This window comes from Saccharothrix sabaoui (assembly GCF_051756985.1).
GTDB lineage: Bacteria > Actinomycetota > Actinomycetes > Mycobacteriales > Pseudonocardiaceae > Actinosynnema.
Genome location: NZ_JBPKJK010000227.1, coordinates 1 through 11,668, shown reverse-complemented (window position 1 = coordinate 11,668; position 11,668 = coordinate 1). Strand labels below are relative to the sequence as shown.

Below are 11,668 nucleotides of genomic sequence, written 5' to 3'. Positions count from 1 at the left end.
GTCGGCGCGCACACCGGAAGCCGTCGCACCGACTGGCGGAAGTCGTTGCGGGACAACGAAGTCCGTTGCCGAGGAGTGCTCAACGTTGCGCAGACCGGACCGGGCGGTCCGGAGCACGATTCCCCCACAGCACAGAGCGAGGGGAGGTGACCACACATGAAGAAGCTCGTCGTCCGCCGCCTGGAGACCGTCAAGACCAGCGCCGCGACCTCCTGCTCGGTCGTCGTCGCCTGACGACACCCGGCAGCAACGGAATGACCAGCCGGTGGGTCGGCGCGCGTGCGCCGGCCCACCGGTTTCCCACGGGAGAGAAAGGACCGCACCGATGCCCGGCTATCCCCCCGACTCGGTGATCACCGTGCTGCCGTACTCGCATCGGCGCGAGGCCGACTCCGCGGTCATCGGCGACGTCGACCGACAGGTCTTCCTGAGCATCCCCCTGGAGGGGCTCGACGTGCTGGAGTGGTTCGCCGAGGGCTGCACGCCCGCGGAGGCGAGCCGCCGCTACGAGGCCAAGCACGGCGAGACCGCCGACCTCGACGACTTCATCGACGCGATGGTCGCCGAGGGCTTCGTCACGGTGGACGGCGAGGCGGGCGGCACGGTCACCGCCACCGCCGCGGCCGGCACCGCCACCGCGGCCTCGGGCGCCGCCGCACCGGCCGGCGACCCGGCACCGGGCCTGCGCTGGAAGAGCCACATGGAGTGGATCAGCCAGAAGACGGCGCGGCGGATCTTCTCGACGCCCGTCCTCGTGCTCTCCGGCCTGGTCATCGCCACCGGCGTGCTCATCGCGATCCTGAACCCGGGCATCATCCCCGGCGCCACGGTCCTGCTGTTCCCCGAGCACTTCGCGCTGCTCACCTGGTCGACCATGGCGATCATGGTGCTGGGCATCTACATCCACGAGGTCGCGCACCTCGTGGCGGCCCGCGCCGCCGGCGTGCCCGCGCGCATCGGCATCGGCAGCCGGCTCTACATCCTGGTCGCCGAGACCGACATGAGCGGCATCTGGCTGGCGTCCAAGAAGGAGCGCTACGTCGCGTTCCTGTCCGGCCCCATCGTGGACGGCGTGTTCGGCTCGATCGCGATCATCCTGCTCAAGCTGATGGAGACCGGCGCGCTGTCGGTTCCGCAGGAGATCCAGTGGCTCACCGCCGCGGCGCTGTGGACCTACTTCGGCCGCCTGCTGTGGCAGTGCTTCTTCTTCATGCACACCGACTTCTACTACGTGATCACCACCGCGATCGGGACCCGCAACCTGATCAAGGACACCGAGAAGTGGATGCTCAACGGCCTGCGCAGGCTGTGGCGCTCCCCCAAGCGCGAGGACCTGTCCGACCTGAGCCCGCGCGAGATGAAGTCGGTGCGCTGGTACTCGGCGGTGTACCTGCTGGGCCGCGGCGTCACGATCGCCTCGCTGTTCGCGATCACCCTGCCGGTGCTGATCGGCTACCTGTCGCAGGCGTTCCTGTTCGCGACCGGCCAGGACAGCCGGATCAACTCGTTCGACTTCGCCACGATCGTGCTGGTGGCGGTGCTGCTCGACGGCGGCGGCCTGTACGTGTCCACCCGCAACCTGCTCCGCAGGCGGCGGGCGCGGCGCGCGGAGCTGGCGCTGCGCGACGAGCGGTTGAGCTCGGCGAAGGCCACGGCGCAGGCGGGCGCGGTCGGCTCCTGACCGCCCCCGGCACGGCGGGACGGGTTACCGTACCCGGGACACGACCCGCACTGTGGAGGCAAGGACACGTGACCGCGGCCGGCATCACGACCCGAGAGCTCAACCGCGCCCTGCTGGCTCGCCAAGGACTCCTGGAACCGATCGACGACTCGGTCCCGGGAGTCCTCGCGCGCGTGGGGGCGGTGCAGGCGCAGAGCTGGCCGGCGGTCCCGGTCGCGCTGTGGACCCGGACCGCCGACCTGGCCCCGGACGCGGTCACCGCGGCGGCGGAGCGCGGCGAGCTGCTGCTGTCGACCCTGCTGCGCGGCACGCTGCACGTGGTGGCCGCCGAGCAGTACCCGGCGTACGCGGCGGTCACCGCCCTCACCGGCGCGGCCGACTGGCGGCGCAAGACCAAGGGGCCGGCGCCGCTGATGGACCGGCTGCTGGCCGAGCTGCGCGAGCACACCGCCGAGCGGGCCCGCACCGTCGACGAGGTGTGCGCGTTCATCGAGGCGTTCCTGGAACGCCACCCGGACGCCACCACCGACGAGGAGATCGCGTTCCAGCGGCAGTACAAGTGGCGTCCCTTCCGGGGTGTGCCCGCGTTCGTCCGCGCGCCGGCCGACGGCACGTGGGGCGCGAAGGCCCCCGAGGCGCTGCGCGCCGCTCCCCCGGCCGACGAGGACGCCGACGCCGCCCTGGGGGCGGTCATCCGGGCGCACCTGCGCGCGTTCGGCCCCGCCGCCGCGGACGACGTCGCCACCTGGATCGGCCACCGCACCCCCGCGGTGCGCGACGCCCTGGCCGCGATGGACGACCTGGTCACGTTCTCCGAGGACGGCCGCCGCGTGCTGCACGACCTGCCGGACGCGCCCAGGCCGGACGCGGGCACCCCCGCGCCGGTGAAGCTGCTGCCCGCGTTCGACAGCACCCTGCTGGCGTACCAGGGCGCGCACCGCGAGCGCATCCTGCCCACCGCGCACAAGGACGTCGTCTACGCCAAGTCCAACCTCCAGATCAAACCGACCTTCCTGGTCGACGGCCTGGTGGCGGGCACGTGGGCGATCGAGGTCAAGCGGCGGGTCGCCACCGTGTCGCTGCGCCCGCTGGAGGCGCTGTCCGCGAAGGACCGCAAGGCGCTGGAGGCGGAGGCCGAGCGGCTGGCCCGGTTCGCCCAGCCCGACGCCAAGGGCCACGCGGTCGTCGTGGAGGGCTGACCCGCCCGGCGCGAACCCCCGGCGCGGGAGGGCCGGCCCGTCGCGGGCCCCGGCGCGGGAGGGCCCGCCTCCTAGGATGGGCGTCGTGGAACTGCGCCGACTCCGGTACTTCGTCGCCGTCGCCGAGGAGCTGCACTTCGGCCGGGCGGCGGCCCGGTTGCTGATCGCGGGGCCGTCGCTGTCGCAGCAGATCAAGGCGCTCGAACGCGACCTGGGCGTGCCGCTGTTCGCCCGCGACCACCGGGCGGTCGCCCTCACCGCGGCCGGCGCCGCGCTGCTCCCGGACGTGCGCGCGCTGCTCGACTCGGCCGACGCGCTGCGTCGCCGGGCGCAGCGGCTGGCCGGGGCCGACCCGGTACGCGTCGGCTACGTCAACTGGCTGCCCCCGGACCTGTCCTCTCGCACGTCCGGGGTCGCGCAGCTGTACGTGGACACGTGGGTCGTGCCGTCGCACGCGCAGGCGGCGCGCGTCGCCGACGGCAGCCTCGACCTGGCCGTGTGCTGGGTGCGGACCGCCGACCTCGCCCGCCGGGGGCTGACGGCCCGGCTGCTCGGCGCGGACCGGCTCTACGCCGTGTCGAGCGGCGCGGACAGCGGCCCGGTGCGAGCGGCGGACACCGCGGTGCTGGTGGACGACGACGTCACGTCGTGGTCGTCGTGGAACGCCTTCGCCGAGGAGTTCGCGCGCGACACCGGCGCCCGCGTGGTGCGCATCCACAACGGCGCCGTCACCGGGCCCGCGTTCTTCGACCACGTGCGGGCGTGCGCCACGCCGGTGCTCAACTCGCCCAAGGGCCAGACCGCGCCGCTGCCACCGGACCTCGTCCAGCGGCCGGTGGTCGACCCGGAGGTGGTGTGGACGTGGTCGCTCGTCCGCCGCGACGACGAGGTCCGCGCCACCGTGCTGGCCGCCGCCGACGCCCTCACCCGTGACGTGGGCGACCTCGGCCTGCGCCGGGAGGGCGTGTGGCTGCCCGCGGACGATCCCCACCGGGCACCGGGAGGCTGAGCCTCCCGCGGAGGAGGAAACAGGTCGTGGCACGCGGACCCGCCCGCGCGCACGATCGAGGAGCGGGTTCCACCACTCCTCACCGGAAAGCGGGTACTCCGACATGGACACCCAGAAGGTCGCCGTCATCACGGGCGCGTCCCAGGGCATCGGCGCGGCCCTGGTCCCGGCCTACCGCAAGCTCGGCTACTCCGTCGTGGCGGTGTCCCGCACGATCGACGCCCCCGACGACCCGGAGGTGCTGGCCGTGCGCGCCGACCTGTCGCGGCCCGGGAACGGCGCCCGCGTCGTCGAGGAGGCGCTCGCGCGGTTCGGCCGGGTCGACACGCTGGTGAACAACGCGGGCGTGTTCGTCGCCAAGCCGTTCACCGACTACACCGACGAGGACTTCGCCACCGTCGTGGGCACCAACCTGCGGAGTTTCTTCGACATCTCCCGCAGCGCCGTGGCGGCGATGCTCGCCCGGGGCGGCGGCGGCCACGTGGTCAACGTGTCCACCAGCCTGGTCGACCACGCGCTGTCCGCGTTCCCCTCGGCGCTCGCGTCGCTGACCAAGGGCGGCCTGAACGCCGTGACCAGGTCGCTGGCGATCGAGTACGCGTCCCGGGGCGTGCGGGTCAACGCCCTCGCGCTCGGCGTCATCCGCACGCCGATGCACGCGCCGGAGGCGCACGACGCCCTCGCCGCGCTGCACCCGGTCGGCCGCCTGGGCGAGGTCGACGAGGTCGTCGAGGCGATCACCTTCCTGGAGCAGGCCGGGTTCGTCACGGGCGAGGTCCTGCACGTCGACGGCGGCCAGAGCGCGGGGCACTGACGTGGGCGAACAGGTGCTGCGGGACGTCATGGACCGGTGGAAGGACGCCGTGGACGCGCACGACCCCGAGCGCGTGGCCGCGACCTTCACCACCGACGCGATCTTCCGGGGCCTGCGCCCCCACGGCGTGGGCCGCGCGGCGGTGGCCGAGTACTACGGCTCCCAGCCGCTCGGGCTGAAGGCGGACTACGAGGTCCTCGAAACCCGCCAACTGGCCGACGACCTGGTGCTCGGCTACCTGGACGTGGCGTTCTCCTTCGTCGACCGGCCGACGCTGCGGGTGCAGCTGGGCGTGCTCGTGGAGGGCGACCTGATCAGCTACTACCAGGTGTCCGCGCCGGTCTGAGCCGCCGCGCCCGGGGTGGTCCGGGCTCGGGGTGGTCCGGGCTCGGCGCGACGGTTCAGGCCATGGCGGGGCGGGGTCGCGGTACGGGCCTGCCGTCCACCATCTCGTGCACCTCGCCGCCGACCCGGCGCACCACCGCCGGGTCGTGGGTGACCACGAGCAGGGTGAGCCCGCGCTCCTCGCGCAGCTCGGAGAGCAGGTCGACCACGCTCGCGGCGACCGCGCGGTCCAGGGCGCTGGTGACCTCGTCGCACAGCAGCACGTCCGGGTCGGCGGCCAGGGCGCGGGCGATGGCGACCCGCTGGCGCTCGCCACCGGACAGCGCGGCGGGCAGGGAGTCGGCGTGCCGCTCGGTGAGGCCGACCCGGCGCAACAGCCCGACCACCTCGTCGGTGACCTCCTCGTCGTCGCCGCACAGGTCGAACTGCTCCAGCGGCCGGGCGACGATGCGGCGCACGGTGTGCCGCGGGTTGAGCGAGTCGTAGGGGTTCTGCGGGACCAGCTGGACGCGGCGGAGCTGCTCGGCGTCGCGGCCGGCCACCAGCGGGGCCAGCGGCACGCCGTCGAGCAGGACACTCCCCTCGGCGGGCGCCATCAGGCCCGCGACGACGCGCAGCAGGGTGGTCTTGCCGCACCCGGAGGGCCCGACCAGGCACACGCCGCCGCCGGCGGGCGCCCGCAGCGACGCCCGGTCCAGCACGACCCCCACGCCGCGCCGGCGGACGGTGACGCCGGAGACGACGAGCAGGTCCGGGGCGTCCTCGGGGGGCTCCCGGCGCACCGGGGTGTCGGCGGCGACCACGAGCTGCCTGGTGCCGGGGTGCGTCGGCGCGGTCAGCACGCGCTCCGCCGGCCCCACCTCGACGACCCGGCCGCCGTCGACCACGGCGAGCCGGTCGGCGGCGGTGGCCAGCGCGGGCAGGTCGTGGGACACGAGCACGGCGGCGGCGCCGGAGACCCGGCACAGCTCCACGAACTCGGCGAGCAGGCGGTCGGCGTTGTCCGCGTCCAGGGCGCTGGTCGGCTCGTCCAGGACGACGACCGCGGGCCGGTGGGTCAGCGCGATGGCCAGCGCGAGGCGCTGGAGCTGGCCGCCGGACATCTGGTGCGGCCGGCGGTCGAGGAACTCGTCGTCGTCCGGCAGGTTCGCCCGGCGCAGGGCCGCCCTGGACAGCGCGTCGACCTCGGCGCGGGCGACGCCCCTGGCCCGCAGCACCTCGGCCAGCTGGGCGCGCACCCGCAGGTGGGACGGCAGCGCGGTGCGCGGGTCCTGGGCGACGTAGGCGGCGTGCCGGGCGCGCAGCAGGCGCAGGGCACGGCCGGACCGCGCGCCCAGGTCGTGCCCGGCGACGCGGGTGACGCCCCCGACGTGGACGAGCCCGGGGCGCAGGTGGCCGAGCAGGGCCAGGGCGATGGTGGTCTTGCCGCTGCCGGACGCGCCGACCAGGCCCAGCACCTCGCCCGGCCGCACGGCCAGGTCCACGCCGTCCACGACGGTGCGGTCGGTGCCCGCCACGGCGATGCGCAGCCCCACCACCTCGGCGGCGACCGCGGGCCGGGGGTCGTCGGCGACGGCGCGGACCACCCGCGCGCGGCGGGGGGCGCGGCGCGGCGAGCGGTCGACGGCCAGGCGGTCGGCCAGGGCGCTGGACAGGCTCAGCAGCACGACCAGCGCGGCCACCGGGGCCAGCACGGCGAGCGGCTGCAACGCCAGGCCGCCGCGGTTCTCGAAGATCATCAACGCCCAGTCGGCGGTGGGCGGCTGCACGCCGAGCCCGAGGAAGCTCGCGGTGGCCACCGCGTACACCGCGGCGACGAACCGCACACCGAGGTCGGCGGCCAGCACGGGACCCAGGTTGGGCAGCACCTCGCGCACGAGCACCGACCGGCCGGGCTCGCCGCGCGCCGCGGCCACCTCGACGTAGTCGCGGGACAGCGCGCCGGCGGTCGCGGTGCGCACCACGCGCACGATGTCGGGCAGCAGGACGACGGTGATCGCCACCGCCGCGCCGCCCGTGCCCCGGCCGACGCCGGTGACGATGACGGTGAGCAGCACGATCGCGGGCAGGCCCATCAGCACGTCCGCGGTCCGCATGACGGTGTGGTCCACCCAGCCGCCCCGGTGCGCGGCGAGCATCCCGGCCGCCGTGGCGACCGAGTAGGTGACCACCAGCACGGCCAGCGCGACGAGCACCAGGGTCCGGCCGCCGTGCAGCAGCCTGCTCAGCACGTCGGCGCCCAGGTAGTCGGTGCCCAGCGGGTGCCCGGGCGCCGAGGGGGCGAACGGGAACGACACCGACTCGTCGGGCGCGTGCGGGGCCAGGAACGGGCCGAGCACCGCCACCAGCAGCACCAGGCCCAGGGGCACGACGAGGCCCCACGGCACCCTCGCACCCCGCCGCGCCTCGGACGTCACCGGGTCACCCCCCGTTTCGGGTCGAGCAGGACGGCGAGCACGTCGCCGACGAGGTTGAGCAGCACGGTCACCGCCGCCGCGGCCAGCGCGACGGCCTGCACCACCGGCACGTCGCGGCCGGCCGAGGCGGTGACCAGGGCCGAGGCGAGGCCGGGGTAGCCGAACATGGTCTCGGCGATCAGCGCGCCGCCGAGCAGGAACCCGGCGTAGCGGCAGAAGATCGGCAGGGCCGGCGGCAGCGCCGAGGGCAGCACGTAGCGCAGCACGACCCGGTGCTCGGGAACGCCGTTGAGCCGGGCGTTCTCCGCCGCGTCCCCGGTGGACACCTCGCGCACGCCCGCCCGCACCAGCCGCACGTTGTGGGCCAGGCAGACGGCGAGCAGCGTGACGACCGGCAGCACGAGGATCTCCGGCGAGTCCAGCGGCTGCTGCCCCGGCGGCACGAACGACACGGCGGGCAGCACGCCCAGCTGCACGGCGAACACGACCACCAGCACGGTGCCGATGACGAACTCCGGCACCGACACCAGGCCCAGCGTGGTGCCCGAGATGACGCGGTCGGCGGTGCGGCCGGCGCGCAGCGCGGACCACACGCCGAGGCCGATCGCCAGCGGCACCAGCAGCACGACCGCCAGCCCGCCGAGCAGTGCGGTGTTGCCCGCCCGTTCCGCGATCACGTCGGAGACCGGGCGGTGGCTGACGTAGGAGACGCCGAAGTCGCCGCCCGCCGCGCTCCACAGCCAGTCGAAGTAGCGCACCACCGCCGGGCGGTCGAGCCCCAGCTCGGTGCGCATCGCGACCACCGAGGCAGGGTCGGAGTCGGGGCCGAGCGCGGCGGTGGCGGCGTCGCCGGGTGCGAGCTCGGTCGCGAGGAACACGATCGCCGACACCGCCAGCAGCACCCCGAACCCGGCCACCAGCCGGAAGGCGACGAGCCGGGGCAACCCCCCGGCCCGCCGCACCGCCACCTCCGCGGTCATGCCAGGAAGGCGTCTCGGAAGCTGGGGAACCCGGGGTAGCCCAACGACTTCACGCCGTTGACCTTCGGGGTGCCGGCCGAGACGATCGGGGCGCGGGCCCACACCAGGTCGCCGCCCTCCTCGCTGAGCAGCTGCTGGAGGTCGCCCATCGAGGTGCGGCGCTGCTCCTCGCTGACCGCGGTGCGCACGGCGGCGGCGAGCTTGTCGACCTTCTCCCCCGCCAGGCCGGTGAACGGCAGCAGCGCGTCGGAGCCGTAGAAGAACAGCACGTCCAGCGGCAGCGGCCGGGGCTTGCGGTTGGCCGACTGGAACTGCGCGCCGACGAACACCTTGTAGTCGGCGAGGAAGTCCGCGGCGGGCACCTTGTCCAGCTCGATGGTGATGCCGGCGGCCTTGGCGTGCTCGGCGAACGCGACCGCGCCCTCGGTGAGGCCGTACTCGTAGTCGCTGGTGCGGATCTTCAGCTTCAGGTCCGACATGCCGGCGTCCTTGAGCAGCTTCTTGGCGCGCTCCGGGTCGTACTCGCGCTGCGGCAGTTCCTCCGCGTAGAACGGCAGGTGCTTGCCGAACAGGTCGTTGCCCAGCTCGCCGAAGCCGAGGGTGACGTTGTCGACCATCTTCTGCCGGTCGACCGCGTACCGCAGGGCCTGCGTGACGCGCGGGTCGGTGAACGGCTCCTTGTTGCGCTTCATGGACGCGCCGAAGTTCGCCCACTCCCACTTGGGCGGCACGAACAGCTTCACGTCGGCGTTGTCGCGCTCCACGCGGGCCGAGGTGAGCGGGATGCTCGCGGCGTAGTCGAGCTGCCCGGACTTGAGGGCGTTGAGCCGCGCCTCCGGGTCGGCGATGGACAGCAGCTCCAGCTCGTCGAGGTACGGGCCGCCCTCGGGCCGCCAGTAGTTCGGGTTGCGCTTGAGCAGGCTGCCCTTGCCCGGCTCCAGCCGGTCGACGGTGAACGGGCCGGAGCCGATCGCCTTGGTGAAGTCCGTGGTGTCCTTGGAGAACACGAACACGCCCTGGGTCAGGGCCAGGTCGAGGAAGCCGTGCGGGCGCAGCATGGGCAGCACCAGGGTGCGGTCGTCCTGGCGCTTGGCGTTGGCCAGGTCGATGTCCATGAGCAGCGGCGCGGTGTTGGACTTCTGGTCCACGTAGGTGCGCAGCGTGTGCAGCACGTCCTCGGACGTCATGGTGCGCCCGTCGTGGAACGTGATGCCCTCGCGCAGCCTGATCGTCCACTGGGTGCCGTCGGCGTTGGGCGCGATCTCCTCGGCCAGCACGAACGTCGGCTTGCCGTCGGCGTCGATGTCGACCAGCACGTCGTACACGACGCGCGTGCGGACGTAGTCGATCGGCGTGTTGGTGGACTTGAGGATGTTGGCGGTCTCGTTGCTGCCGCCGATGAACGCCGCGCGCATCCGGCCGCCGCGCTTCGGTTCGACCGAGGGCGCGGTGCTCTGCGCGAGCGGTCCGGCGCCGGACCCGCCGCACGCCGCGAGAGCGCCCGGCACCGTCGCGGCGAGCGACACACCCGCGAACCCCCGCAACAGGGCCCGCCGGTTAAAACCACGACCGTCCGACATGGACATCGCACCTCCTGGTCCAGGACAGGGTCGCGCTCGGCGACCGTCGGCGGCACGCTAACGGCCGGTGCGCGTGGGCGACTGCTCAGAAGTAGGCATCCGGTCCGACCTGTGATGCGCAGTTCGGCACAGACACGCGTCGCGGTCGCCTGCGATCGTGCGGGGCATGAGCGAGCGATTGAAGGACGTGCCGGAGGACTTCACCCGCGTGCTGTGCGTGGTGGCCCACCCGGACGACATCGAGTTCTCCGGCGCGGGCGCCGTGGCGGCGTGGACCGCCGCGGGCAAGGAGGTGGCCTACGTCCTGGTGACCCGGGGTGAGGCGGGCATCGACGGCCTGGACCCGGCCGAGTCGGCGGCGGTGCGCGAGCGGGAGCAGCGCACCAGCGCGGACCTGGTGGGGGTGAAGGAGGTGGTGTTCCTGGAGGGCCACCGCGACGGGGTGATCGAGGAGGGGGTGGCGCTGCGCCGCGACCTGGCCGCCGAGGTCCGCCGCTTCCGGCCCGAGCTGGTGGTGGGCTACAACCACCGCGACGAGACGTTCACGAACCGGTGGAACAGCGCCGACCACCGCGCCGTGGGCCGCGCGCTGCTCGACGCCGTGGCCGACGCGGGCAACCGCTGGATCTTCCCCGACGCGGGCGAGCCGTGGACGGGCGTGCGCCACGTGGCGGTGCTGGCCTCGCCGCGGCCCACGCACGCGGTGGACGTGAGCGGGTCGGTGGACCTGGCCGTGGCGTCGTTGGAGGCGCACCGGGCGTACCTGGACGCGTTGGGCGCGACCGACGTGCGGACCCCGCTGACGCGGCTGTTCGAGGCCAACGGTCAGCGCTACGACGGCCGTCCCGCGGTGACGCTGGAGTTCGTCGTCGGCGGCTGACCCGGCGGTTCGACCGGGTGTCCGGTCGGGGGTGTTCAATTCTGGGCATCACCGCGCCACCACCGGGTGCCACCCTCTGCCCATGCCTGCGATCCCTTACCTGAAGTACGAGAACGCCGCCGCCGCGCTGGACTGGCTCAGCACCACGTTCGGCTTCACCGAGGACAAGCGCTACGCGCACGAGGACGGCACCGTCTTCCACGCCGAGATGAGCACGCCGCTCGGCGACCCCGTCTACCTGGCGGGGCCGGGCGGCGAGTACCGCAACCCGCGCAACAGCGGCGCGGTCAACGCCATGGTCTCGGTCGACGTGGCGGACGCCGACGCGTTGCACGAGCGGGTGACCGGCGCGGGCGGCGAGGTCGCGTTCCCGCCCACCAACACCCCGCAGGGCATGCGGGTGTTCAAGGTGGTGGACGTGGAGGGCCACGAGTGGTTCTTCAACCAGCGGCTCGACGGGACCGCCTGAACAGGTGCGCGACGACGTGAGGGCCCCGACCGCGGTCGGGGCCCTCACACCTTTTCCGGTGCCGCGCCGGGCCGGCCGGCGGGGTGCGCGCGGTCGCCCGGCCCAGCGGAGCGCGGTCGCCCGGCCCGGCGGAGCGCGGCCGAACGGCAGTTCCCGGGCCTCCCTCGGGCGGGAACGTGTCGACGACCCGCGAGACCCAGCGGGGCAACGTGGGCCGGGCGGTCCCGCAGCTCCGGGCCACCCCGGACGAGTGCTGCGAAACGCAGGTCCGGAACGCGGGCGCGCACCCGCTGA

General features: G+C 74.1%; 10 protein-coding genes. 7 read left to right on the top strand and 3 right to left on the bottom strand.

The window, feature by feature from the left end; genetic code table 11:
* The first annotated feature begins 325 nt into the window (after window positions 1-325).
* From ACR807_RS38635 to ACR807_RS38615, 5 genes are all read left to right on the top strand, one after another.
* A complete protein-coding gene (locus ACR807_RS38635) occupies window positions 326-1,681 on the top strand; it encodes a zinc metalloprotease (RefSeq protein ID WP_438926487.1) in 1,356 nt (451 codons plus the stop codon).
* Between the two features lie 68 nt (window positions 1,682-1,749).
* Window positions 1,750-2,880, top strand: a complete 1,131-nt coding sequence (locus ACR807_RS38630) for a winged helix DNA-binding domain-containing protein (RefSeq protein ID WP_438926486.1) — start codon at window positions 1,750-1,752, stop codon at window positions 2,878-2,880.
* 85 nt (window positions 2,881-2,965) lie between these two features.
* The gene (locus ACR807_RS38625; protein ID WP_438926485.1) at window positions 2,966-3,889 is read left to right on the top strand and encodes a LysR family transcriptional regulator; all 924 of its coding nucleotides are present in this window, start codon (window positions 2,966-2,968) and stop codon (window positions 3,887-3,889) included.
* 103 nt (window positions 3,890-3,992) lie between these two features.
* On the top strand, window positions 3,993-4,703 hold the full coding sequence (locus tag ACR807_RS38620; protein ID WP_438926484.1) for an SDR family NAD(P)-dependent oxidoreductase: 711 nt from the start codon (window positions 3,993-3,995) through the stop codon (window positions 4,701-4,703).
* Window position 4,704: 1 nt separating this feature from the next.
* Entirely contained in the window at window positions 4,705-5,049 is a 345-nt protein-coding gene (locus tag ACR807_RS38615; RefSeq protein WP_438926483.1) for a nuclear transport factor 2 family protein, read from the top strand.
* A gap of 55 nt (window positions 5,050-5,104) precedes the next feature.
* On the opposite strand, the gene ACR807_RS38610 is transcribed toward ACR807_RS38615, so the two are convergent.
* Genes ACR807_RS38610 through ACR807_RS38600 form a run of 3 tightly spaced genes read right to left on the bottom strand, consistent with a single transcriptional unit; the run spans window position 5,105 to window position 10,031 of the window.
* The gene (locus ACR807_RS38610; RefSeq protein WP_438926482.1) at window positions 5,105-7,465 is read right to left on the bottom strand and encodes an ABC transporter ATP-binding protein/permease; all 2,361 of its coding nucleotides are present in this window, start codon (window positions 7,463-7,465) and stop codon (window positions 5,105-5,107) included.
* The gene (locus ACR807_RS38605) at window positions 7,462-8,445 is read right to left on the bottom strand and encodes an ABC transporter permease (RefSeq protein WP_438926481.1); all 984 of its coding nucleotides are present in this window, start codon (window positions 8,443-8,445) and stop codon (window positions 7,462-7,464) included. The genes ACR807_RS38610 and ACR807_RS38605 overlap by 4 nt, the downstream gene beginning before the upstream one ends.
* A complete protein-coding gene (locus tag ACR807_RS38600) occupies window positions 8,442-10,031 on the bottom strand; it encodes an ABC transporter substrate-binding protein (protein ID WP_438926480.1) in 1,590 nt (529 codons plus the stop codon). The genes ACR807_RS38605 and ACR807_RS38600 overlap by 4 nt, the downstream gene beginning before the upstream one ends.
* A gap of 160 nt (window positions 10,032-10,191) precedes the next feature.
* Here ACR807_RS38600 and ACR807_RS38595 point away from each other — a divergent pair, with 160 nt between their 5' ends.
* Both ACR807_RS38595 and ACR807_RS38590 read left to right on the top strand, forming a co-directional pair.
* Window positions 10,192-10,905: a PIG-L deacetylase family protein gene (locus ACR807_RS38595; protein ID WP_438926479.1), complete on the top strand. Its 714-nt coding sequence runs from the start codon at window positions 10,192-10,194 to the stop codon at window positions 10,903-10,905.
* Between the two features lie 82 nt (window positions 10,906-10,987).
* Entirely contained in the window at window positions 10,988-11,374 is a 387-nt protein-coding gene (locus ACR807_RS38590) for a VOC family protein (protein WP_438926478.1), read from the top strand.
* Window positions 11,375-11,668: the final 294 nt, after the last annotated feature.

Coding starts and splice junctions, on each gene's coding strand:
- ACR807_RS38590 (WP_438926478.1), top strand. CDS start 10,988: ATGCCTGCGATCCCTTACCTGAAGTACGAGAACGCCGCCGCCGCGCTG.
- ACR807_RS38600 (WP_438926480.1), bottom strand. CDS start 10,031: ATGTCCATGTCGGACGGTCGTGGTTTTAACCGGCGGGCCCTGTTGCGG.
- ACR807_RS38635 (WP_438926487.1), top strand. CDS start 326: ATGCCCGGCTATCCCCCCGACTCGGTGATCACCGTGCTGCCGTACTCG.
- ACR807_RS38605 (WP_438926481.1), bottom strand. CDS start 8,445: ATGACCGCGGAGGTGGCGGTGCGGCGGGCCGGGGGGTTGCCCCGGCTC.
- ACR807_RS38595 (WP_438926479.1), top strand. CDS start 10,192: ATGAGCGAGCGATTGAAGGACGTGCCGGAGGACTTCACCCGCGTGCTG.
- ACR807_RS38620 (WP_438926484.1), top strand. CDS start 3,993: ATGGACACCCAGAAGGTCGCCGTCATCACGGGCGCGTCCCAGGGCATC.